The organism is Streptomyces saintjeani, from assembly GCF_055409605.1.
This window is the reverse complement of sequence record NZ_CP189624.1, coordinates 6,173,748-6,197,317: the sequence shown is the minus strand read 5'-3', so window position 1 is coordinate 6,197,317 and position 23,570 is coordinate 6,173,748. Positions and strand designations below refer to the sequence as shown.

The 23,570-nt window shown below is 72.9% G+C and carries 16 protein-coding genes; 4 read left to right on the top strand and 12 right to left on the bottom strand.

Annotation, left to right across the window (positions count from 1 at the left end):
• Nucleotides 1–45 precede the first annotated feature (45 nt).
• The 4 genes from ACQCO7_RS28395 to ACQCO7_RS28380 form a co-directional block, all read right to left on the bottom strand.
• Nucleotides 46–369 carry a hypothetical protein gene (locus ACQCO7_RS28395; RefSeq protein ID WP_409116720.1) on the bottom strand — a complete coding sequence of 108 codons (324 nt, stop codon included), beginning with the start codon at nucleotides 367–369 and terminating at the stop codon, nucleotides 46–48.
• On the bottom strand, nucleotides 366–752 hold the full coding sequence (locus ACQCO7_RS28390) for a WhiB family transcriptional regulator (protein WP_464074465.1): 387 nt from the start codon (nucleotides 750–752) through the stop codon (nucleotides 366–368). The genes ACQCO7_RS28395 and ACQCO7_RS28390 overlap by 4 nt, the downstream gene beginning before the upstream one ends.
• A gap of 161 nt (nucleotides 753–913) precedes the next feature.
• On the bottom strand, nucleotides 914–1,231 hold the full coding sequence (locus ACQCO7_RS28385) for a hypothetical protein (RefSeq protein ID WP_409116719.1): 318 nt from the start codon (nucleotides 1,229–1,231) through the stop codon (nucleotides 914–916).
• Between the two features lie 167 nt (nucleotides 1,232–1,398).
• Nucleotides 1,399–3,615 (bottom strand): ATP-dependent DNA helicase UvrD2, encoded by a 2,217-nt coding sequence (locus tag ACQCO7_RS28380; RefSeq protein ID WP_464074464.1) that lies wholly within the window; start codon nucleotides 3,613–3,615, stop codon nucleotides 1,399–1,401.
• Between the two features lie 183 nt (nucleotides 3,616–3,798).
• Between ACQCO7_RS28380 and ACQCO7_RS28375 the strand changes: the two genes are divergently transcribed.
• Nucleotides 3,799–4,041 (top strand): mycoredoxin, encoded by a 243-nt coding sequence (locus ACQCO7_RS28375; RefSeq protein WP_010360086.1) that lies wholly within the window; start codon nucleotides 3,799–3,801, stop codon nucleotides 4,039–4,041.
• A gap of 78 nt (nucleotides 4,042–4,119) precedes the next feature.
• On the opposite strand, the gene nudC is transcribed toward ACQCO7_RS28375, so the two are convergent.
• From nudC to ACQCO7_RS28350, 5 genes are all read right to left on the bottom strand, one after another.
• Nucleotides 4,120–5,064, bottom strand: a complete 945-nt coding sequence (gene nudC, locus ACQCO7_RS28370) for an NAD(+) diphosphatase (protein WP_464074463.1) — start codon at nucleotides 5,062–5,064, stop codon at nucleotides 4,120–4,122.
• Between the two features lie 72 nt (nucleotides 5,065–5,136).
• Complete coding sequence (locus tag ACQCO7_RS28365) at nucleotides 5,137–6,558, bottom strand: dipeptidase (protein WP_464074462.1); 1,422 nt, start codon at nucleotides 6,556–6,558, stop codon at nucleotides 5,137–5,139.
• Nucleotides 6,559–6,568: 10 nt separating this feature from the next.
• On the bottom strand, nucleotides 6,569–10,000 hold the full coding sequence (locus tag ACQCO7_RS28360; protein WP_464074461.1) for a UvrD-helicase domain-containing protein: 3,432 nt from the start codon (nucleotides 9,998–10,000) through the stop codon (nucleotides 6,569–6,571).
• 120 nt (nucleotides 10,001–10,120) lie between these two features.
• Nucleotides 10,121–13,453 (bottom strand): ATP-dependent helicase, encoded by a 3,333-nt coding sequence (locus ACQCO7_RS28355; protein ID WP_464074460.1) that lies wholly within the window; start codon nucleotides 13,451–13,453, stop codon nucleotides 10,121–10,123.
• Between the two features lie 257 nt (nucleotides 13,454–13,710).
• Nucleotides 13,711–14,094 carry an MGMT family protein gene (locus ACQCO7_RS28350; RefSeq protein WP_464074459.1) on the bottom strand — a complete coding sequence of 128 codons (384 nt, stop codon included), beginning with the start codon at nucleotides 14,092–14,094 and terminating at the stop codon, nucleotides 13,711–13,713.
• A gap of 185 nt (nucleotides 14,095–14,279) precedes the next feature.
• On the opposite strand from ACQCO7_RS28350, the gene ACQCO7_RS28345 reads away from it, so the two are divergent.
• The 3 genes from ACQCO7_RS28345 (at nucleotide 14,280) to ACQCO7_RS28335 (ending at nucleotide 20,314) form a co-directional block, all read left to right on the top strand.
• Nucleotides 14,280–16,988 carry a lysylphosphatidylglycerol synthase domain-containing protein gene (locus ACQCO7_RS28345; RefSeq protein WP_464074458.1) on the top strand — a complete coding sequence of 903 codons (2,709 nt, stop codon included), beginning with the start codon at nucleotides 14,280–14,282 and terminating at the stop codon, nucleotides 16,986–16,988.
• A 137-nt stretch (nucleotides 16,989–17,125) separates the two neighbouring features.
• Nucleotides 17,126–18,670: an alpha/beta hydrolase gene (locus ACQCO7_RS28340; protein ID WP_464074457.1), complete on the top strand. Its 1,545-nt coding sequence runs from the start codon at nucleotides 17,126–17,128 to the stop codon at nucleotides 18,668–18,670.
• A 114-nt stretch (nucleotides 18,671–18,784) separates the two neighbouring features.
• Complete coding sequence (locus ACQCO7_RS28335) at nucleotides 18,785–20,314, top strand: alpha/beta hydrolase (protein ID WP_464074456.1); 1,530 nt, start codon at nucleotides 18,785–18,787, stop codon at nucleotides 20,312–20,314.
• A gap of 65 nt (nucleotides 20,315–20,379) precedes the next feature.
• Here the strand turns inward: ACQCO7_RS28335 and moeZ are convergent, their stop codons facing one another.
• From moeZ to ACQCO7_RS28320, 3 genes are all read right to left on the bottom strand, one after another.
• Nucleotides 20,380–21,558 carry an adenylyltransferase/sulfurtransferase MoeZ gene (gene moeZ / locus ACQCO7_RS28330; protein ID WP_464074455.1) on the bottom strand — a complete coding sequence of 393 codons (1,179 nt, stop codon included), beginning with the start codon at nucleotides 21,556–21,558 and terminating at the stop codon, nucleotides 20,380–20,382.
• Nucleotides 21,559–21,621: 63 nt separating this feature from the next.
• Nucleotides 21,622–22,356: a spherulation-specific family 4 protein gene (locus ACQCO7_RS28325; RefSeq protein ID WP_464074454.1), complete on the bottom strand. Its 735-nt coding sequence runs from the start codon at nucleotides 22,354–22,356 to the stop codon at nucleotides 21,622–21,624.
• Nucleotides 22,344–23,303 (bottom strand): NAD-dependent epimerase/dehydratase family protein, encoded by a 960-nt coding sequence (locus ACQCO7_RS28320; RefSeq protein ID WP_010350480.1) that lies wholly within the window; start codon nucleotides 23,301–23,303, stop codon nucleotides 22,344–22,346. The genes ACQCO7_RS28325 and ACQCO7_RS28320 overlap by 13 nt, the downstream gene beginning before the upstream one ends.
• Nucleotides 23,304–23,570 lie beyond the last annotated feature (267 nt).

The window sequence follows — 23,570 nt, the reverse complement described above, 5'->3', positions numbered from 1 at the left end:
CCGGACCGGCCCCACGAACAACCTCAGTCGTACGGTGCGTACGCCTTACTGCATGACGGCCATGGCGAGCGCCCGCCGAGCGCGCCGCGAGGCCCGCTCCGCACGACGCTGCATCCGGCGCGCGGCGACCACACGAACGGCCAGCCGCTCCCGCTCGGCCTCCTGCATGCGCTCATGCATATGCGCACGAGCCAAGGCTTCTGGGATGAGTTGCATCTCTCGGTTCCTGTTCTGGCGCGAGTCGTTCGCGCCGCTGGTAATGACGTCTGTGTTCGCGGAGCCCACGGGCTCACTGGCGGACGGCTTCATCGGGGCCTGCTTCTGGGGGTCGTGCGTGAGGGGGCGGTCGATGGTTCCGGTGATGTTCATGCTGAGACCGGGTTCTTGCGCGGACGGCCACGAGGCCGCTTGCGGGCGACCACGACACCCTGCACGAACAGCTCGCCACCCCAGACACCCCAGGGCTCACGCCGCTCCTTCGCCCCGGCGAGGCACGCCTCCATCAGGGGGCAGGTACGGCAGAGGGACTTCGCGTACTCCACGTCCGCGGGAGACTCGGCGAAGAAGACCTCCGGGTCGTAGGAGCGGCAGGGAACGGGTACGCCGAGGTTCTCGATGGCGTCGTCGAGCGCGGTGAGCGCGGTGAGCGCGGTGAGCGCGGTGAGGGGAGTCAAGGCGGGGTCCTCCTGGAGACCGGGCGGGGGGATCGTTTCGGAAGGCGGTACGGACGTTTCGTGCGCTTCGAGTTGCACGGTTTCGTCTTCCTCGTCTGTCGGACCGGCCCTGTTGGGCCGGTGTCGGCTTGTCGTCCCGAGGCTCCTTCGGCTGCCCGTCCCCGGTGTGGGGACAAACAGAAGGGCCGCGGATCCCGGATGGGGTTCCGCGGCCCTGAAGGCGCCGGCCTGATCGTCGATCAGGCTGGATCACTCCAGGGATCTGGCCCGCGGAAGGCCCACATCTGGTGGTGCTGCGTCGTCTGCTTCGGGTTTCCGGCACCGGCTGCCGCAAAGGCATAGGACAGGGCCTTTGCCTCTACTGCTTCCAGTGCCTTCATCGGTCGCTCGTCGCGGGTGGGAACACTCGCGGGGGCGACGGAGAGCGACTCGGACCGGCCGGCGCGGAGGCCGGACAGACCGGTGCCCGGGTTCGAGGCGCCGAGGATGCACACGGAGACGACCGAGGGATCGGTCAGTTTGACGGTGCTGGTGAAGCGGGTCTTGTTGATGATCACTGGAATCGCCTCCTCTCGGCGTCTCAAGGACCGGGGATGAAACCGGTCCGGCGGATACGCAAGTACAACACGGATCAGGGGCCTTCGAGAAGGCCGCCGTCCCCGGTGTCTAAGAACCTATGGGGATTGCCGGGGCATGCGCAAACTATTTTTTCGACGACTTCGCATCAGCCCTCCCCTTCCTCTCCCACGCAGTCCTGACCTGCGCAGATGGCCAGCACATCGGTGCCGTACCGGTTGAGCTTGCGCTGGCCGACGCCGGGGATGCGCGCGAGATCGCCCGGCTCCTCGGGGGCGGCCTCCGCGATGGCGACCAGCGTCTTGTCGGTGAAGACGCAGAAAGCGGGCTGTCCGGTGTGCTTGGCCTGGACCTCTCGCCAGGCGCGCAGCCGCTCGTAGAGGCCCTCGTCCATGTCGGAGGGGCAGTCGTCGCACCGCAGGAGCTTCAGCTCGCCGCCGTCGGTCAATGTGCGCCCGCAGATCCGGCAGCGCGCCGGCGTGCGCTGGCGGCGGGGAGACGGGCCGAGGGCGCCCGCCCGGCCCGCCGCGGCCTTCAGGGTGCCGCGCTCGACGCCCCCGGAGGCGCCCGAGGCGGCCGTACGGCCCGCCGCGCTGCCGGAGCCGGGGCGCAGGCCGTCGAGGAAGCGGGAGGGGCGGCGGCTGGCGCGGCCTCCGGGCGAGCGGGCGAGCGCCCAGGAGACGTGGAGCCGTTCGCGCGCGCGGGTCACGCCGACGTAGAGCAGCCGCCGTTCCTCCTCGACCTGCTCGTCGGTGCGGGCGTAGGTGATCGGCATCATGCCCTCGGCGACGCCGACCAGGAAGACGACGTCCCACTCCAGGCCCTTGGCGGAGTGCAGGGAGGCGAGGGTGACGCCCTGGACGGTCGGGGCGTGCTGGGCGTTCATGCGCTCGTCGAGTTCGGCGACCAGGTCGGCGAGCGTGGCGTCCTGCTTGGCGGCGGTGAAGTCGCGGGCGAGGTGGACCAGGGCGGCGAGGGACTCCCAGCGCTCTCTGACGGCCCCGGAGCCCGCCGGGGGCGTTGTCGTCCACCCTTCGCCGGAGAGGACGGCACGCACCTGCGAGGGCAGGTCCACGACGTCGTCCAGCGCGGAGTCGTTGCCCCCGAAGCGGGCGGCGGCGCGCAGGGAGGCGGTCGCCTTGCGGACCTCGGGCCGGTCGAAGAACCGCTCGGCGCCGCGCAGCTGGTAGGGGATGCCGGCGTCGGCGAGGGCCTGTTCGTACGTCTCGGACTGGGAGTTGGTGCGGAACAGGATCGCGATCTCGGCGGCGGGGACACCGGCCGTGAGCAGCTCGCGGATGCGGCGGGCGGCGCCCTCGGCCTCGTCGGGTTCGTCCGCGTACTCGGTGTAGGCCGGTTCGGGTCCGGGGGCGCGCTGGGAGACGAGTTCGAGCCGGTGGTCGGCGGCCCGGCCGCTGGCCTGGGCGAGGAGGCCGTTGGCGAGGTGGACGACCTGGGGGGTGGAGCGGTAGTCGCGGACCAGTTTGACGACGGTCGCGCCGGGGTGGCGGGTGCGGAAGTCGAGGAGGTGGTCGGGGGTGGCGCCGGTGAAGGAGTAGATGGTCTGGCTGGCGTCGCCGACCACGCACAGGTCGTCGCGGTCACCGAGCCACAGCTCCAGGAGGCGCTGTTGCAGGGGGCTGACGTCCTGGTACTCGTCGACCACGAAGTGCTGGTACTGGGCGCGGACCTGGTCGGCGATGTCCCGGCGGTCCTGGAGGACGGCGACGGTCAGCAGCAGGACGTCCTCGAAGTCGATGACGCCGCGCTCGCGCTTGAGGTTCTCGTAGGCGGCGTACACCTGGGCGAGTTCGGCGGGGTCGCGGGGGGCGTCGCGGCCCGCCTTGGCGACGGCCGGCGCGTAGTCGGCGGGGACGGTCTGGGTGACCTTGGACCACTCGATCTCGGCCGTGGCGTCCCGCAGTTCGCCCCGGTCGAGGCGCAGTCCGCAGGAGAGGGCGGCGTCGGCGACGAGCTGGAACTTGCGGTCGACGAGGCGAGGCAGGGCGCCGCCGATCGCTTTCGGCCAGAAGTACTGGAGCTGGCGCAGGGCGGCGGAGTGGAACGTCCGCGCCTGGACGCCCTGGGCGCCGAGCTGGCGCAGCCGGCCGCGCATCTCGCCCGCCGCGCGGTTGGTGAACGTGACGGCGAGGACGCTGGAGGGCTGGAGGATGCCCGCGCGGACCCCGTAGGCGATGCGGTGGGTGATCGCCCTGGTCTTGCCCGTGCCGGCGCCGGCCAGCACGCACACCGGGCCGCGCAGGGTGGTCGCCACCTCGCGCTGCTCGGGGTCGAGCCCTTCGAGCACCGCGTCGGCAGAGTCCGGTGCCTGCGGGAAGAGAGGGGAGTGCGTTGCTGCTGTCACACCGCCATGCTGCCAGGTCTCCGGAGACGGGCGAGAAAGTTATCCACAGGCGGGGCCCGATTGTCGTACAAGTGCGTCGGGTGTCACGTCCGGGTGACCTCGGGGACGGGAATGGTCAGGGATTCACGTACGTTCCCCCTCTGCGAGCAGACTTCCCCGACCCGCCGAAGGAGCGCGAGAGACATGCCGGGCACTGTGACGATGTACAGCACCACGTGGTGCGGCTACTGCCAGCGGTTGAAGAAGCAGATGGACCGCGAGGGCATCGCGTACACGGAGATCAACATCGAGCACGACCCGGATTCCGCGGCCTTCGTCGAGAAGGCGAACGGCGGGAACCAGACGGTGCCGACCGTGCTGTTCCCGGACGGTTCGACGCTGACGAACCCGTCGTTGGCGCAGGTCAAGCAGAAGGTCGGCGCGTAGGCGCGGACGCGCGAGAGGGGCGGTCCCGGTTCGTCGGGGCCGCCCCTCTTTTGTGTTCTTCTCCGTGTCTTCGCGCGCTCAGATGAAGTTGCGGGTCGGCAGGGGCTTGCCGTACCAGAGTTCGATCAGGCGGGCGGCGATGGAGATGCCGTAGGGCGGCAGGACCTCGCCGGACTCGAAGGCGGCGCACAGCTCGTCGCGGGAGAACCAGCGGGCCTCGTGGATCTCGTCGCCGTCGACGTCGATGTCGGTGGACGTGGCGCGCGCGAGGAAGCCGAGCATCAGGCTGGACGGGAAGGGCCAGGGCTGGCTGGCGACGTACTCGACGCGGCCGACGGTGACGCCGACCTCCTCGAAGACCTCGCGGCGCACGGAGGTCTCGATGGACTCGCCGGGCTCGACGAACCCGGCGAGCGTCGAGAAGCGCCCTTCGGGCCAGTGGACCTGGCGGCCGAGCAGGAGGCGGTCCTCGTCGTCCGTGACGGCCATGATCACGGCCGGGTCGGTGCGCGGGTAGTGCTCCGCGCCGCAGGCCGGGCAGCGGCGGATGTGACCCGCGGCGGCGATGACGGTGCGTTCGCCGCAGCGGGAGCAGAAACGGTGGGTGCGCTGCCAGTTCTCCAGGCCGACCGCGTGGACCATCAGGCCGACGTCGCGTGCGGACAGCAGCAGGCCGGCCTCGCGCAGGCCCGCGGGGCGCGCGGACTGGTCGATGCGGCCGGGCAGGGCGTCCTTCTGGAGGGCGAAGTAGCTGACGCCGTCCTCGTCGGCGCCCAGGAAGTAGCGGTGCGCCTCGGTGAGCGGTGCCTCGAAGGAGGGCGTCATGACGAGTTCGGTCCGGCCGTCGGGCGTCTCGTCGATGAGGACCTGTCCGTCGGAGACCACGAAACAGCGGGTGGTGGGGTGGCTCCACGCCGCGGCGAGCCACGCCTCGTCGAGCCGGTGGTGGGCGGCGCGGTCGATGCCGCTGGGTGCGGTGAGCGACACGGGCCGGTCGGCGTTCGGGTCGGTCCAGGTGGTCACGGGTACTTCCAACTCCCCCGGTGCAGCGGTTGGTTCGGCGGGACGTACGGCAGGGGCGGGTGCGGTCGGGTGTCAGGGCGCATGGCGCCAGGTGCGCGCGAGGTCGTCCCAGAGGTGGGCGGTGGTCTCGGCGCCCTTGAGGAGCAGGTCGAGTTCGACCTTCTCGTTCGGCGCGTGCCAGCCGTCGGAGGGGACGGAGATGCCCAGGAACAGCACCGGGGCGCCGAGGACCTCCTGGAGGTCGGCGGCGGGCCCGGAGCCGCCCTCGCGCGTGAAGCGGACGGGTTGCTCGAAGGCGCGTCCCATGGCGCGGACGACGGACTGGAGCGCGGGGTGACCGAGCGGGGTCAGGCACGGGCGCGTGGCGGGGCTGAAGTCGATCTCGCAGCGGATCCCGGCGGGCACCTGACCGGCGACCCACGCGCGGACGGCCTTCTCGACGGTGTCGGGGTCCTGTCCCGCGACGAGCCGGAACGACAGCTTCACGAACGCGGAGGCGGGGACGATCGTCTTGCTGCCGGCGCCCTGGTAGCCGCCGCCGATGCCGTTGACCTCGGCGGTGGGCCGCGCCCAGACGCGCTCCAGGGTGCTGTAGCCGGCCTCGCCCTGAGCGGCGTACGAGTGCGCGGTGTGCAGCCAGCGCTCCTCGTCGAAGGGCAGCTCGGCGAAGAGGGCACGCTCCTCGTCGGTGAGGTCGACGACGCCGTCGTAGAAGCCGGGGATCGCCACGCGCGCGTGCTCGTCGTGCAGGGCGGCGACGAGGCGGGCGATCTCGGTGGCCGGGTTGGGGACGGCGCCGCCGAAGGAGCCGGAGTGGATGTCCTGGTCGGGGCCGTGCAGGCGGATCTCGCAGTCGGTGAGGCCGCGCATGCCGGTGCAGACCGTGGGGGTGTCCTCGGCCCACATGCCGGTGTCGGAGACGATCACCGCGTCGGCGGCGAGCCGGCCGGCGTTGGCCTCGACGAGGGCGCGGAAGTTCGGGGAGCTGGACTCCTCCTCGCCCTCGATCAGCAGCTTCAGGTGGACGGCCGGGGCCGTGCGGCCGGTGGCGGCGAGGTGGGCGCGCACGCCCAGGGTGTGGAAGAACACCTGTCCCTTGTCGTCGGCCGCCCCGCGCGCGTAGAGGCGGTTCTCGCGGACGACGGGGTCGAAGGGGTCGGTGTCCCAGCCGTCCTCGCGGGCGGCGGGCTGCACGTCGTGGTGGCCGTAGACGAGGACGGTGGGGGCCTGGGGGTCGCCCGCGGGCCACTCCGCGTAGACGGCGGGGGCGCCGGGGGTGGGCCAGACCTCGACGACCGGGAAGCCGGTCGTGGTGAGCTGCGCGGCGAGCCAGTCGGCGCTGCGGCGGACGTCGGGGGCGTGCTCCGGCTGGGCGGAGACCGAGGGGATGCGCAGCCACTCGGCGAGGTCGCCGAGGAAGGCGGCCCGGTGCTCCTCGATGTACGCGCGGACGGCGCTGACATCACTGACGGCGCTGTCAATGGGCTGGCTCATGTCCACGAGCCTATCCGGCCGCACCGACATCGTCGCCGGGCGCCCGGACCTCCGCCAGGGGCTCCCCGGTGGCCTTCGCACCCCGCAGAATCCGCTCCAGAGCGGCCCTTCCGGGCAGCTCGGGGGGCCGGACGACGTCTCCGGTCCTCACATAGAGGAACGCCGCTGTGACGGATTCCACGGGCACGCCCTCCTGCTCGGCCCACGCGAGCCGGTACAGCGCGAGCTGGAGGGGGTCGGCGGTCCGCTCCCGGTGGGTCTTCCAGTCGACGATCTCGTACGACGCCGTCGCGCCGTCGCCCTCCTTGTAGACGGCGTCGATACGGCCCCGTACGACGCGGCCCGCGAGGGAGAGCTGGAAGGGGGCCTCCACGCGGTGGGGCGTGCGGTGTGCGTACGCGGTGCGCTCGAACGCCTCCTTCAGCTCCTCCAGGTCTCGTTCGTCGTCGATCTCCGCGTCCTCGGTGCCGGGCAGGTCCTCGGGCTCCAGCAGGGGCAGGGTGAGCGCCTCCCAGCGGGCCTCCACCCAGGCGTGGAAGCGCGTTCCCCTGCGCGCGGCCGGTTTCGGCGGCTGCGGCATGGGGCGGGCCAGTTCCTGCGCGAGGCCGTCGGGGTCCTCGGCGAGGCGCATGACCTGGGAGGCGGTGAGGACGGCCGGGAGGGGGACGTCGGTGACGGCCCTGCGCGCGCGCAGGAGTTCGCCGGTGAGGGCGTCGAGGTCGCGGTCCCAGGAGGCGATCGTGCGGGCGTCCTCCGGGGTGAGGGGGGTGGTCTGGTGGGGGACGGTGGGGGCGGGGTGGGGGGTGTGGGGGGCGTCGTACGGGGCCGTTTCGTCGTACGCGGCCGTTTCGTCGTACGGGTCCGGATCGTCGTACCGGGGGTCGTAGGGGTCGTCGTCGTCCGGCGGCGGGGGCCAGTCGGGGTCCTCGTGGGCGTGGGGGTCGTGGAGGGCGGTGGGGTTGTCCAGGTGGGTGAGGACCGTGTCGGCGGCGGCGCGGCGGCGGCGCAGGGCCGTGTCGTCGAGGGGGAGCGGCCAGGCGTGGTCGGCGGTGGTGTCCTGGAGGGTGGGGTTCTCCTCGCCGTCCTCGGGGGCGTCGGCCCACGCCTCGATCTCGCCGTGTCCGGCGGCGCAGTGGTCGTACAGGGCGGTCAGGAAGCCGGAGGGGCCGCGGGGTTTCTTCTGGGTGGGGCCCCACCAGTGGCCGGAGCCCAGCAGGAGGCTGCGCGGGCGCGTGAAGGTGACGTAGCCGAGGCGGAGTTCCTCGGTGTGCTGGTGGTCCTTCATGTCCTCGTGGAACGCCTTCATGCCCTTGGCGTCCCAGCCGGTGACGTCCGGGAGGGTGTCGGCGTCCCCGCGCAGGGCGTGCGGCAGGACCTTGGCCTGGGCGGTCCACTTCTCGCGGCCCTTGGCGCTGGGGAAGGTGCCGTCGACGAGCCCGGGGACGACGACGACGTCCCACTCCAGGCCCTTGGACTTGTGCGCGGTGAGGACCTTGACGGTGTTCTCGCCGCCGGGGAGGGCGTTGTCGAGGCCCTTCTCGTACTGGGCGGCGGTGCGCAGGAAGGCGAGGAAGGCGAGGAGGGTGGCCTGGCCGTCGTGGGCGGTGAAGGAGGCGGCGACGTCGAGGAAGTTCGACAGGGTCTCGCGGCGGCGTGCGGCGAGCGCGTGCGGGGACGCCGACAGTTCGACCTCCAGGCCGGTGACGGCGAGGACGCGGTGCAGGACGTCCATCAGCGGGTCGGACAGGGAGCGGCGCAGGTCGCGCAGTTCGGTGGCGAGGTAGGCGAAGCGCACGCGCGCGTCCGGCGAGAACGGCAGGCCGTCGTCGTCCCCGGTGCCGTCCAGGAACGTGTCCAGGGCGTCCGCGAGCGATATCACCTCGGCCGGGTCGGTGCCCTCGACGGCGGCGGCGAGGCGCCGGTCGGGGTCGCCGTCGTCGTCCACGCGCGCGTGGGTGACAAGGCGCCGGGCGCGGCGGCCCAGAAGAGCGAGGTCGCGGGCGCCGACGCGCCAGCGGGGGCCGGTGAGGAGGCGGACCAGGGAGGCGTTGGCGCCGGGGTCCTGGAGGACCTCGCAGACGGCGACGAGGTCGGCGACCTCGGGGAGGTGCAGCAGTCCGGAGAGGCCGACGACCTCGACGGGGACGTCCCGCGCGACGAGGGCGCCCTGGATCTCGGCGAAGTCGGTCGCCGTACGGCACAGGACGGCGATCTCACCGGGGGCCTTGCCGGTGTTCACGAGGTGGGCGATGGAGTCGGCGATCCAGTCGGTCTCCTCGGCGTGGGTGCGCAGGAGGGCGCAGCGGACCGTGCCGTCACGTTCGGCGCCGGGGGCCGGGCGCAGGGCCTCCACGCCCGCGTGCATGGCGCGCAGGGGCTCGGCGAGGCCGTTGGCGAGGTCGAGGAGGCGTCCGCCGCTGCGGCGGTTCTCGCTGAGCGCCTGGCGGGTGGCGGGGCGGCCGTCCGCGTGCGCGAAGTGTTCGGGGAAGTCGTCGAGGTTGGCGACGGAGGCGCCGCGCCAGCCGTAGATGGCCTGGCAGGGGTCGCCGACGGCGGTGACGGGGTGGCCGGTGCCGCCGCCGAAGAGGCCCGCGAGGAGGATGCGCTGGGCGACGGAGGTGTCCTGGTACTCGTCCAGGAGGACCACCTTGAACTCCTCGCGCAGGATCCGGCCGACCTCGGGGACGCCGGCGAGGCGCGCGGAGAGGGCGATCTGGTCGCCGAAGTCGAGGAGGTCGCGGTCGCGTTTGGCGGTGCGGTAGCGGCGGACCAGTCCGGCGAGGTCGCGGCGGGCGGCGGCCGTCTCGGGGACCTTGCGCAGGTCGGCGTTGCTGAGCTTCACGCCGTCCAGGGCCGTCAGCAGGTCGGCGTCCCACGCGCGCAGGTCGTCCGGGTCCACCAGGTGTTCGGCGAGTTCGGCGTCCAGCGTGAGGAGGTCGGCGGTCAGGTCGGCGAAGGAGCGGGTGAGCGCCGGGTAGGGGCCCGGGGCCTCGCGCAGGACGCGCGCGGCGAGCTGGAAGCGGGTCGCGTCGGCGAGCAGGCGGGACGTCGGCTCCAGGCCGAGGCGCAGGCCGTGGTCGGTGAGCAGGCGGCCCGCGAAGGAGTGGTACGTCGAGATGACCGGCTCGCCCGGGGGGTTGTCGGGGTCGACCGGGTCGGGGTCGGTGACGCCCGCCTTGACCAGTGCCTTGCGGACGCGTTCGGCGAGTTCCCCGGCCGCCTTGTTGGTGAACGTCAGGCCGAGGACCTGCTCCGGGGCGACCTGTCCGGTGCCGACCAGCCACACCACGCGCGCGGCCATCACGGTCGTCTTGCCCGACCCCGCCCCGGCCACGATCACCTGCGGGGCGGGCGGCGCCGTGATGCAGGCCGTCTGCTCCGGGGTGAAGGGGATGCCGAGGAGCTCTTTGAGCTGCTCGGGGTCGGTGATGCGGGAGGACATGCGGGGAAGGCTAGTGGGCGGCACTGACAACGGAGGACAAATCGACGGGTGGGGCGGGAGATGAGCAGGTGGGAGGGGTGGTGGGGTCGGTCACATGGGGTGCGCTCACCTGAGGTGCGCTCACTCCACCACGTGCCGCCCCTCCGGCCGCGCGCTGCACGACGCCCGGAACGCGCAGTGGGTGCAGTGCTGGCCGGCGTCGGGGGTGAAGCGTTCGTCGAGGACCTTGCCCGCGGCCGTGGCGAGCAGGTCGCCGACCCACTCGCCGGACAGCGGCTCCTGCGCCTGCACCTTGGGCAGCGTGTCGCCGCCGTCGCGCCGGGCGGCGCCCTGGCGGAGCTGGACGAGTTCCGCGCCGCCCGCCTCGGGCCGTACACCGTCGAAGACCTCGTCGACGGCGCCCTCGCGCACGGCGAGCTGGTAGACGGCGAGCTGGGGGTGGCGGGCGACCTCGGCGGAGGTGGGCGCCTGCTTGCCGGTCTTGAAGTCGACGACGTACGCGCGGCCGTCGGTGTCGGTCTCGACGCGGTCCATCTGGCCGCGGATGCGCACCTCGTACTCGCCCGCTTCGAGGGTGACGTCGAAGTCGTGCTCGCTCGCCACGGGCGTGCGTCCCGCGCGGTCGAGCACGTGCCACTTCAGGAAGCGTTCGAGCGCCACGCGCGCGTTGTGCTTCTCCTGGTCGGACTTCCAGGGCGCGTCGAAGGCGAGCGCGTTCCATACGGAGTCGAGGCGCTCCATGAGGACGTCGAGGTCGGCGGGGGTCCGTCCGGAGGCGACCTCGTCGGCGAGGACGTGGACGACGTTGCCGAAGCCCTGGGCGGCGGTCGCGGGTGCGTCGGCCTTGACCTCGCGGCCGAGGAACCACTGGAGGGCGCAGGTGTTGGCGAGCTGGTCGAGGGCGCTGCCGGACAGGACGACGGGCTGGTCGCGGTCGCGCAGCGGGACCTTGCTCTCGGTGCGGTCCCACATGCCCCACCAGCGGTACGGGTGGGCGGCGGGGACCAGCGGGCGGCCGTCCTCGTCGGCGAGCGCGGCCAGGCGGGCGAGGCGGCGCGCGGCGGCCTCCCTGAGAGCGTCGGAGGCGCGCGGGTCGACCGTCGTCGCGCGCAGTTCGGCGACGAGCGCGGGGACCGACAGGGGGCGGCGGGGGCGGCCGGTGACGTCCTGGGGTTCGACGCCGAGTTCGGTGAGGAAGCGGGAGGGCTGGTCGCCGTCGTCGGCGGGCGTCTTCACGGCGGTGACGACGAGGCGCTCGCTTGCGCGGGTGGCGGCGACGTAGAACAGGCGGCGCTCCTCGGCGAGCAGCGCGCCCGGGGTGAGTGGTTCGGCGAGTCCGTCGCGGCCGATGCGGTCGGCCTCCAGCAGGGAGCCTCGTCGGCGCAGGTCGGGCCACAGCCCCTCCTGGACGCCGGCGACGACGACCAGGCGCCACTGGAGGCCCTTGGCGCGGTGCGCGGTCATCAGGCGCACCGCGTCCGGCCGTACGACGCGTCGCGTGAGGGTGTCGGCCGCGATGTCCTCGGCCTCCAGCTCCTCCAGGAAGTTCAGGGCGCCCCGGCCGCCGGTGCGGGCCTCCGCGCGGGCGGCCGTCGCGAACAGCGCGCACACGGCGTCGAGGTCACGGTCGGCGTTGCGGCCCGCCGCGCCGCCGCGCAGGGCGGCTTTGGCGAGCCGGCCGGGCCAGGATGTGCGCGCCCACAGCTCCCACAGCGCCTCCTCGGCGGTGCCGCCGTCCGCGAGGCGCGCGCGTGCCTTGGCGAGCAGTTTCCCGAGGTCCTGTGCGCCGCGCGCGTATGCCCGGTCGTGCGCGACCAGTCGTTCGGGTTCGGCGACCGCGCGCGCGAGCAGGTCGTCGGAGGGCGGCGGCAGCGGGTTGCCGCCGGCCCGTTCCTCGTCGCGCAGCGCGCGCCCGAGGCGGCGGACGTCGGCGGCGTCCATGGCGGCGAGGGGCGAGGCGAGGAGGGTGAGGGCGGTCTCGGTGTCGAGCCAGACGGCCGGTTCAGCGGGCTCGGCGGGCTCGGTGTCCGGGTCGGCCGTGGTGTCCGTACGGCTCGTCGCCTCCGCCGTCGCGACCGCGCGCAGGGCCGTCAGCAGGGGGGCGACCGCCGGTTCGTGGCGCAGCGGGACGTCGGCGCCGTCGGTGTGCAGGGGGACGCCGGCGGTGCTGAGGGCGCGGCGCAGGGCGGGTACGGAGCGGGTGCCCGCGCGCACGAGGACGGCCATGTCGCGCCAGGGGACGCCGTCCTCCAGGTGGGCGCGACGCAGGATGTCGGCGATGTTGTCGAGTTCGGTGCCGGTCGTCGGGTACGTGTACACCTCGACGCCACCCCCGTCGCGCGTGGGGGCGAGGGCGCGGTGGGCGCGGGCCTTGTCCGCGGGGAGGCGGGTGAGGGGCATGCGCTGGGCGAGCAGGCGGGTGGCGGTCAGCAAGTGGGCGGCGGAGCGGCGCGAGGTGCGCAGGACCTCGACGGGGGCGGGGGTGCCGTCCGCGCGCGGGAAGGTGTGCGGGAAGTCGAGGATGCCGTTCACGTCGGCGCCCCGGAAGGCGTAGATCGACTGGTCCGGGTCGCCGAGGGCGACGAGGGTGCGGCCGTCCCCCGCGAGCGCGCGCAGAAGCCGTACCTGCGCGGGGTCGGTGTCCTGGTACTCGTCGACGTAGACGGCGTCGTAGCGCGCGGCGAGGTGGGCGGCGGCCTCGGGGCGTTGGGCGAGGAGGACGGCGCGGTGGACGAGTTCGGCGTAGTCGAGGACCCCTTGGAGGTCGAGGACGTCGAGGTACTCGGCGAGGAAGACGGCGGCTGCGCGCCAGTCGGGGCGGCCGATGCGGTCGGCGAAGGCGGTCAGGGCCTCGGGGCCGAGGCCGAGTTCGCGGCTGCGGGCGAGGACCGCGCGGACCTCGTCGGCGAACCCGCGCGTGGTGAGGCAGGCGCGCAGTTCGTCGGGCCAGCTCACGTGCGCGAGGCCGAGGCGCTGGAGGTCGAGCTGGCCGGCGAGCAGTTCCCGGACGGTGACGTCCTGCTCGGGGCCGGAGAGCAGCCGCAGGGGCTCCACGAACAGTTCGCTGTCCTGGTGGGCGCGCACGAGGGCATAGCAGAACGAGTGGAAGGTGGTCGCCTGGGGGGCGCGCGAGGCGCCCATGCGCAGGGCCATGCGGTCGCGCAGTTCGACGGCGGCCTTGCGGCTGAACGTCAGGACGAGGATCCGCGCGGGGTCGCCGCCGCGCGCGACGCGGGCGGCGACGGACTCGACGAGGGTGGTGGTCTTGCCGGTGCCGGGACCCGCGAGAACCAGCAGGGGGCCGGTGGTGTGGTCAACCACGGCGCGCTGCGCGGCGTCCAGACGAGGGGGAGCCTCGCGGGCCGGAGGGGTGCGCACCAGTCGGTAGGCGCCACGGGTCCCCTGCCGTACCTGGGGGTGCGGCAGGCGCCCGGTGGAGGGAGAGGTGCTCACGTGGTTCGCCGGTCCTGGTGGGTGTGCTGGTTCGCCGCCGTCCGTCCGTGCCGGGCGGTGGTCTCGGGATGAGGGGGACGTGTGCGGCCGACGCTACGCCGGGAGCCGGCCCCGGTGAGGGCCTTCCGGTCGGTCCCGTGCGCCTCGTACGGCTCGCACGCCCCTTGCCCCTCGAACGTACGTCATGCTCCGGGCGTGCCCCGGTTCACCCGAACGGCGCACAGGTCCTTCGAGGGTTCCCGCGATGGCGGAAGCTGTCAGGTGTGACCGTCCGTGCCGCCGCCGTCCCAGCGCGCCCGCTTCATGTCGATACGCGGCAGATGCCCCTGGGCCGCGGCGCCCGCCGCTTTGAGCGGTGTGCCCTCCGCTCGGTAGTGGTCCAGGGCCCGCAGTTCGTGTCCGGGCAGCAGGGCGCCGTCCGCGCGCACGACGCGCCACCACGGCACGGCGCTTCCGTAGAGGGCCATGACACGCCCGACCTGCCGGGGGCCGCCCTCCTGGAGCCACTCGGCGACGTCCCCGTACGTCATGACCCGGCCCGGCGGGATCAGCTCGGCGACGTCGAGGACCCGCTCGGCGTACTCGGGCAGCGCGTCCGTGTACTCCGCGCGGGCGTCGTCGGGAAGGCTCTGCTCGCTCATCCGCCCCATCTTGCCGCACCGCACCGACAATGCGACGGGTCCGTGACGCTCGGTGGACCTCGCCCCGAAAGGACGCTTCGGGCAGACTGTGCGCCCCGCGTTCGCACCCTGACATCACCGGATGTCGGTCGGGCATGCCACCATCGTGCGGGCGGTGACCGGTGATACGAGATCAAGAAGAGACGATGAAGCAGCAGGGTGTGCATTCCGACGACGCGGAGGGCACCTCTGATGGCGCATCGCGCCCGGACACAGGCGAACCGCCCGCGCGCGGGGGCTCGAAGAAGTACGCGGACGTGGCGCACGTGGACGAGGTGGAGGGCGACGAACCGCTGCTCCCCGCGCGCGTGCACCGTCCCTCGGACCTCATGCGGCTCCTGGCGGGCGTCCTCGCGATCGTGGTGCTCCTGGCGATCGCCGCGTTCGCGCACGGCACGACCTCCGGCCTGGAGCAGGACATCAACAAGGGCACCGGCCAGGCGCCCGACCTGCTGATCAAGATCGCGGGGCTGGCGTCCAGCATCGCGATCCTCCTGGTGCCGGTCGCGTTCGCGATCGAACGGCTGATCAAGCGCGACGGGCTGCGCATCGCCGACGGCGTCCTGGCGGCCGTCCTCGCGCACGGGGTGACGCTCGCCATGGACCTGTGGGTCGCCAAGGGCGCCCCGAGCTCCATCCGGGACGCGCTCACCCAGCCCTCCCCCGGTGACATCCACGCCCTCACGGACCCGGTGCACGGCTATCTCGCGCCGGTCATCGCCTATATGTCGGCCGTGGGCATGTCACGCCGACCACGCTGGCGCGCGGTGCTGTGGATCGTGCTGCTGCTCGACGCGCTGTCGATGCTCGTCACCGGCTACACGACCCCCTTCTCGATCATCCTCACGGTGCTGATCGGCTGGAGCGTCGCCTACGGCACGCTGTACGCGGTCGGCTCGCCGAACGTCCGGCCCACCGGGCGCACGCTGATGGCGGGCCTCAGGACGGTCGGCTTCCGGCCGGTGAGCGCCGCGCGCGTGGAGGCGTCGGAGTCAGGGGACAGCGACCGCGGGCGGCGCTACTTCGTCACCCTGGAGGACGGCGCGCCGCTGGACGTGACGGTCGTCGACCGGGAGCAGCAGGCGCAGGGGTTCTTCTACCGCGCGTGGCGCAATCTGGCGCTGCGCGGCTTCGCGACCCGCTCCAGCCTCCAGTCGTTGCGGCAGGCGCTGGAGCAGGAGGCGCTGCTGGCGTACGCGGCGATCGCGGCGGGCGCCAACGCGCCCAAGCTGATCGCGATGTCCGAGCTGGGCCCGGACGCCGTGATGCTGGTCTACGAGCACACCGGCGGGCGCACGCTGGACTCGCTGGCGGACGCGGAGATCACCGACGAGGTGCTGCACAACGCGTGGCACCAGGTGCGCGCGCTCCAGTCGCGGCGTATCGCGCACCGCAGGCTCGCGGGGGACGCGATCCTGGTGGATCGTTCCGGCACGGTGATCCTCACCGATCTGCGCGGCGGCGAGATCGCGGCGAGTTCGCTGCTGCTGCTCATGGACATCGCCCAACTGGTGACGACCCTCGGCCTGCGCGTGGGCGCGGAGCGGGCGGTGGCCTCGGCGGTGAGCGTGCTCGGTCCGGACGCGGTCGCCGACTGCCTGCCGATGCTCCAGCCGATCGCGCTGACCCGCTCCACGCGCTCCACGCTGCGCCGGCTGGGCCGGGAGCAGGCGCAGCGCGAGCGGGACGCCGTCCTGGAGGCGTCCAGACAGGCCAAGCAGGCCCGTCCGGAGGCCGCTGGGGAACCAGAGGCGGTCTCCTCCGGAAAGGCCGCCAAAAAGACGCTGAAGGCCGAGGCGCGGGCCGAGAAGCGGGCCATGGACGAAGCGGTGGAGGAGGCGCGCGAGGACGACCTCCTCACCCAGATCCGGCACGAGGTGCTGCTCATCCGCCCGCAGGCGCCGGTCGAACCGGCCCGCCTGGAGCGGGTGCGCCCGCGCACGCTGCTGAGCTTCATGGCGGGCGCCCTGGGCGCGTACTTCCTGCTGACGCAACTCACCCACATCGAGTTCGGGCCGCTGATCTCCAACGCCGAGTGGGGCTGGGTGGCCGCCGCGGTGGCGTTCTCCGCGCTCAGCTACGTCGCCGCGGCGATGAGCCTGCTGGGGTTCGTGCCGGAGCGGGTGCCGTTCCCGCGGACCGTCGCCGCGCAGGTCGCCGGGTCCTTCGTGAAGATCGTCGCACCGGCGGCGGTCGGCGGGGTCGCCCTCAACACGCGGTTCCTCCAGCGGCAGGGGGTGCGGCCGGGGCTCGCGGTGGCCAGCGTGGGCGCCTCGCAGCTCTTCGGGCTGGGCTGCCACATCGTCATGCTGCTGTCCTTCGGCTACCTGACGGGCATCGAGAAGACGCCGTCGCTGACGCCGTCCCGTACGGTCATCGCCGGGCTGCTGACGGTCGCCGTGCTCGTCCTCGTGGTGACGTCGGTGCCGTTCCTGCGGAAGTTCGTCGCCACGCGCGTGCGGTCGCTGTTCGCGGGCGTCGTCCCGCGCATGCTGGACATCCTCCAGCGGCCCCAGAAGCTCGTCACCGGCATCGGCGGCATGCTCCTGCTGACCGCCTGCTTCGTGATGTGCCTCGACGCCTCGATCCGCGCGTTCGGCAACGAGTCGACGTCGATCAGCCTCGCCAGCGTCGCGGTCGTCTTCCTCGCCGGCAACGCCCTCGGCTCCGCCGCGCCCACGCCGGGCGGCGTGGGCGCGGTCGAGGCCACCCTCACGGTCGGCCTGATCGCCGTGGGCCTCCCCAAGGAGGTGGCCGCCCCCGCGGTCCTCCTCTTCCGCCTCCTCACCCTCTGGCTCCCGGTCCTCCCCGGCTGGATCGTCTTCAACCACCTGTCCCGCAAGGGCGCGCTGTAGGGAGCCGGTGACACCAAAGCCCCCGACGCGCGCACGTGCCGGATGACCGGCGAGCAGTCCCGGTCGCTCCCCCTCAGCGGTCCCCCGGTCCCTCGTACGGCTCGCGCCACGCGCGCGGGGGAGGGCCCGGCAGCAGGATGGGGATCATGGCGAAACGTTCCGTCGTGTTGCTCTCCGGCGTTGTGCTGCTGTCGTCCCTGGTGGCGGCCTGTGGGGGTGGGGCCGGGGAGGGAGGGCCGGCGGGGCAGAGGCTGGGGTGGAAGGACTGTCCGGCGCCTTCGCAGGCGGAGGGCGGGGGCAACGCGCCGTCTCCGCTGCCGGACGGCGGGACGTGGCAGTGCGCGACGATGCGGGCGCCGCGGGACTGGTCGAAGCCTCATGGGGACACGATCGGCATCGCGCTGATCCGCGCGCGGGCGAGTGGTGACGCGGGCGGGCGGATCGGCTCGCTGGTGTTCAACTTCGGCGGCCCGGGCGGCTCGGGCGTGACCACCCTGCCGTCGTTCGGCGCGGACTACGACAAGCTCCGCACCCGGTACGACCTGGTGAGCTTCGACCCGCGCGGGGTCGGCCGCAGCGCCGGCGTGAAGTGCGAGAACGACCGGCAGCTGGACGCCTACTTCCAGCAGGACATGACCCCCGACGACGCCACCGAACGCGCCGGACTCCTCGCCGCCACCAAGGAGTTCAACGCGGCCTGTGAGAAGAACTCCCAGAAGATGCTCCCGTACGTACGGACCACCGACGCGGCCCGGGACATGGACCTCATGCGGCAGGTCCTGGGCGACGACAAGCTGTACTACTTCGGTATCTCGTACGGCACCGAGCTGGGCGGCGTCTACGCGCACCTGTTCCCGAAGAGCGTCGGCCGCGCGGTCCTGGACGCGGTCGTCGACCCCACACAGACCTCCGAACAGGGTTCCCTGGGACAGGCGAAGGGCTTCCAGCTCGCCCTGGACAACTACGCCGAGAACTGCGTCTCCCAGACGGAGGAGTGCCCCGTCGGCGACACCGCGCAGGACGTGAAGGACCGGATCGCCAAGCTGCTCAAGAGCCTCGACGCGAAGCCGCTGCCGGGGAACTTCCCGCGCGTGCTGACCCAGACCGCCGCCACGAACGGCATCGCCCAGGCCCTGTACTCGAAGGACTTCTGGGAGTACCTGACCGAGGGTCTGGAGCAGGCGTACGAGGGTGACGGCAAGGTCCTGATGCTGCTGTCGGACCTGATGAACGGCCGCAGCCCGAACGGCGAGTACAGCAACATGACCGCCGCCAACATCGCCATCAACTGCGCCGACGACAAGCCCCGTTACACCCCGGCGGACGTCGAGCGCGGACTCCCCGGGTTCCGCGCCGCCTCCCCCGTCTTCGGCGACTTCCTCGCCTGGGGCATGGTCAGCTGCACCGGCTGGGCCGTCCCCGGCGCCGCCGGCCACCCCGACGTGAGCGCGCCCGGCGCGGCTCCGATCCTCGTCGTCGGCAACACCGGCGACCCGGCGACGCCGTACGAGGGTGCCCGCAGGATGGTGGAGGCGCTGGGCAAAGGGGTCGGGGTCGAGCTGACGTACAAGGGCCAGGGACACGGCGCCTACGACAGCAAGGACACATGTGTCCAGGCGGCGGTGAACGGCTACCTGCTGGACGGGAAGGTCCCGGCGGCGGGAACCGTCTGCCCTCACTGAAACCGCAGGTCACAGAGTTATCCACAGGCTCGCACGGCGTCCGCTTGCTCCACCTACGATGGCTGCACAGCCGTTCGACGCACGGATCGGGCGGCGCGAAAGCGGGGGTGCGCGATGGCGCGAATCGTACGGTGGGCCGCGTTGGGAGCGATCGCGGCGCTGGTGGTGGCCGGGTGTGGTGGCGGGTCGAAGGGGAAGGCGGACGACAGCGGGAAGGCGCCGGCGGCGGACGCTCCCCCGGCGTCCGGGCTCCCCGTCCCCCTGACCGGACAGAAGCTCGACTGGCGGCGCTGCACGGGGAGTTCGGCGCCGGGCGGCGCATGGCAGTGCGCGACGATGAAGGCGCCGCTCGACTGGTCGAGGCCGGAGGGGCGGACGATCGACGTCGCGCTGGTGCGGACGAAGTCGAGCGGATCGACGGACGAGCGGATCGGTTCGCTGCTGTTCAACTTCGGCGGTCCCGGCGGCTCGGGCGTCGATTCCCTGCCGTCGTTCGCCCCGGACTACACCGCGCTGCGCGAGCGCTACGACCTGGTGAGCTTCGACCCGCGCGGGGTGGGCCGCAGCGAGGGCGTGCGCTGCCGCGACGACAAGGAGATCGCCGCCGCCGAGACCGTGGACGCCACGCCGGACACGCCCGCCGAGGAGCGGGCGTTCTTCCAGGACGCCGACAGCTTCGGGCAGGGCTGCGAGAAGGCGGCCGGTGAGCTGATGGCCCACGTGTCGACGACCGACACGGCCCGCGACATGGACCTGATGCGCCAGGTCCTGGGCGACGCGAAGACGTACTACTTCGGCGTCTCGTACGGCACCGAACTCGGCGGTGTCTACGCGCACCTGTTCCCGAAGAACGTGGGCCGGCTGGTCCTGGACGCGGTGGTCGACCCGGCCGCCGACGCGGTGGGCCACGCCCGCAACCAGGCCCAGGGCTTCCAGCTGGCGCTCGACAACTACCTGAAGTCGACCGGGCAGGACCCGAAGGAGGGCACCCGGAAGATCGCGGACCTGCTGGAGAGACTGGACGCGGACCCGCTGCCGGCGTCCTCCGGCCGCAGGCTCACCCAGACGCTCGCGGTCACCGGCATCGTCACCCCGCTGTACTCCGAGTCCGCCTGGCCGAGCCTCACCCGCGCGCTGGAGGAGGCCGAGGACGGCGACGGCTCGGGCCTGCTGATGCTCGCCGACGCCTACAACGAGCGCGACTCCTCGGGGCGTTACGGGACGTCGAGCCACTCCCAGCGGGTCATCTCGTGCCTGGACGACAAGCAGCGTCCGACGGCGGACGAGACACGGAAGGTCCTCCCGGAGTTCGAGAGGATCTCCCCGGTCTTCGGCCCGTACCTCGCCTGGGACAGCGCGGGCTGGTGCCACGACTGGCCGGTGGCCGGCCAGTACGAGACCCCGGAGGTGAGCGCGCCGGGCGCGGCCCCGATCCTGCTGGTCGGCAACACGGGCGACCCGGCGACCCCGTACGAGGGCGCGCGCAAGATGGCCGACGAACTGGGCGAGAAGGTCGGGGTGCTGCTCACCTGGAAGGGCGAGGGACACGGCGCGTACGGCAGCGGCAGCGACTGCGTCGACTCGACGGTGGACGCCTACCTGCTGGACGGCACGGTGCCACGGGACGGAAAGGTCTGCTCATGACGGCGGCGGGGGCCTCCCCCACGCGTGGTGGGCGAGGCCCCCGCCGTCGGGGAGCGGGAGCGGTCTCAGTAGACCGGCTTGTGCGGTTCGATCTGGTTGACCCAGCCGATGACACCGCCGCCGACGTGGACGGCGTCGGAGAAGCCGGCCGACTTCAGGACGGCGAGGACTTCCGCACTGCGGACACCCGTCTTGCAGTGCAAGACGATCTTCTTGTCCTGGGGCAGCGACTCCAGGGCGGTGCCGAGGAGGAACTCGTTCTTCGGGATCAGCTTCGCGCCCGGGATGGAGACGATCTCGTACTCGTTCTGCTCGCGGACGTCGATGATCTCGATGTTCTCGCCCTCGTCGATCCACTCCTTGAGCTGCTTCGCGGTGATCGTCGAGCCGAGAGCGGCCTCCTGGGCCTCCTCGGAGACGACGCCGCAGAACGCCTCGTAGTCGATGAGTTCGGTGACCGTCGGGTTCTCGCCGCACACCGCGCAGTCCGGGTCCTTGCGGACCTTGACCTGGCGGTACTGCATCTCCAGGGCGTCGTAGATCATCAGGCGGCCGACGAGGGGCTCACCGGTGCCGGTGAGGACCTTGATGGCCTCGGTGACCTGGATGGAGCCGATGGACGCGCACAGCACGCCCAGGACGCCGCCCTCGGCGCAGGAGGGGACCATGCCCGGCGGCGGGGGCTCCGGGTAGAGGCAGCGGTAGCAGGGGCCGTACTCGGACCAGAAGACCGACGCCTGGCCGTCGAAACGGTAGATGGAGCCCCACACGTACGGCTTGTTGAGCAGCACGCACGCGTCGTTGACCAGGTAGCGGGTCGCGAAGTTGTCCGTGCCGTCGACGATCAGGTCGTACTGACCGAAGATGTCCATCACGTTCTCGGCTTCGAGCCGTTCCTCGTGGAGGATCACGTTCACGTACGGGTTGATGCCGAGGACGGAGTCCCGCGCGGACTGCGCCTTGGAGCGGCCGATGTCAGCCTGGCTGTGGATGATCTGCCGCTGGAGGTTGGACTCGTCGACCTCGTCGAACTCGACGATGCCCAGCGTGCCGACACCGGCCGCGGCCAGGTACATCAGCGCCGGCGAGCCCAGGCCGCCGGCGCCGACACAGAGCACCTTCGCGTTCTTCAGCCGCTTCTGCCCGGCCATCCCCACGTCGGGGATGATCAGGTGGCGGGAGTACCTGCGGACCTCGTCTACGGTGAGCTCGGCGGCCGGCTCGACCAGGGGTGGCAGCGACACGGGGACTCCGTTGGTCGGTCAATCACTACAGTTGTTCTCCCCGTAACACTGCCACGCACTTCTTCATTCCGAGACACCTGTTCCGATCCGCGAGACGATCTCGTCCCAGTAGCCGGGCAGGGTCTCCCAGGGGTCGTCCCGGCCGCCCCGCTCGGAACGGTCGGTGAACCAGATGGTCGCCGCACCCTGCCAGCGCGCGACCCGCAGAGCCTCGTCGAGATGCCCGCGGGGCACCCCGTGCACGAAGTGGCAGAAGCGCTCCGGCGGATACTCGGCCGTCCACTCCGCCACCTGCGACCAGCGGTAGTCGCTCCAGGCCCCGGAGAAGGTCACCAGCTGGTCGCCGTGCTCGGCGTACCCGGGGTGCGGGTGGGTGCCGTGGCCGAGGACCAGGTGGGCGTCGTCGGCGAACTCCCGCAGCGCGACGGCCAGCAGGCCCGTGCCCGCGAGTCCGGCGCGCTCGGCGGGACAGCGGTCCAGGAGGAAGCCGTCGACCCGGTACCAGCTCGCGTAGCGGCCCGCGTCGTCGAGGAGGTCACCCCGCGCGCGGGTGCCGTGTACGGCGTCGAGGCGGCCCAGGACGCGCACGCCCGCGTTGCGCAGCCGGCCGGCGGCCTCCAGGCAGTGCGGGTCGGGGCGCGTCCCGGGGCCGTCGGCGACGTCCAGGACGGCCCAGTGCAACGGCGTGCCCGGGCGGGCGAGTTCGCCCCACTCGCCCGGCGCCAGCAGGGGATGCGCGAACCCGGGGACGCCGAAGCCGGTGCGCACCCCGGTGCTCGCCCCGGTCACATGCGGCACGCGGCCTCCATCCAGATGTCCGCGAGGGACTCCTCCAGGTTGATCCGGGGCCGCCAGCCGAGCCGGTCGCGCGCGGTGCGCACGTCCGCCTGCTGCCAGCTCCCGCAGCCGTCCGGGTACGGGTACGCGACCGGCGCGGCGGGGTCGTGCTCGTGCCGGGGGTGGCCGATGGCCGCCCGCATCGGGCCCGGGGGGACGTCGAGTTCGTGCAGCGCGCCCCCGTACCCGGCCACCCGCGCGAGGGTCGCGGCGGCGTCCCGCAGGCGTACGGCGCGGCCGGAGCCGATGTTGATGACGCCCTGCGCGGCGGACAGCGCGGCGGCGTGCACCGCGCGGGCGACGTCCCGGACGTCGATGAAGTCGCGCTGCGCGGCGAGGCCCGCGAGCTTCAGCTCGCCGTCGCCGGACTGCATCGCGCGGCGCATCGCCTCCGCGAGGCGGCCCAGCGGGCTCCCCGCGGGCGTGCCGGGGCCGGCCGGGGAGAACACCCGCAGCACGACCGCGTCGAGGCCGGAGCCGAGAACGAGTTCCGTCGCGGCGAGCTTGCTCACGCCGTACGGACCGCCGGGGCGCGGGACGGCGTCCTCCGCCGTCGACGAGCCGGGCTGGCTCGGGCCGTACTCGGCGCCGCAGCCGATCTGTACCAGGCGCGCGCCGCAGCCGCTGCGCCGCAGCGCCTCGCAGACGGTGGCGACGGCGACCGTGTTGTGCCGGATCAGCTCCTTCGCGCCGCCGCGTGTGGCGCCCGCGCAGTTGATGACGACCTGGGGGTGGACCGCGTCCAGGAAGCGCGTCAGCGCCCCCGGGCTGCCGGACGCGAGGTCGAACCGCACGTCGGCGTCGTCCCCGCGCCCGAGCGCGGTGAGCTGCGCCGCCGGGTCGGCGAGCAGCCGGTCCGCGACGAACCGGCCGAGGTATCCGTTGGCTCCGATCAGCAGAACCCTCATCGCGCCGCCCCCAGGAAGTGCAGGGAGCGGGTCGCTCCGGGTCGAGGCGTGGTCATCTGGTCTCTCCTTCGAGGGTGGTGCGGTTGCCCGCGGCGGGGTGGTGGGGCGCGCTCGCCACGCGCGTGGGGGGCGGCCGACGAGGGCCGTGCACGGGGGCGAGGCACCGTCCGGCCGCCATGACACGGCCGACACCGGCGCGGCCGTACGGCGGACAGGGGAACGACGCGTCCGAAGCACGCCGGGGGCGGCCTCGGGGGGAGCCGGGGA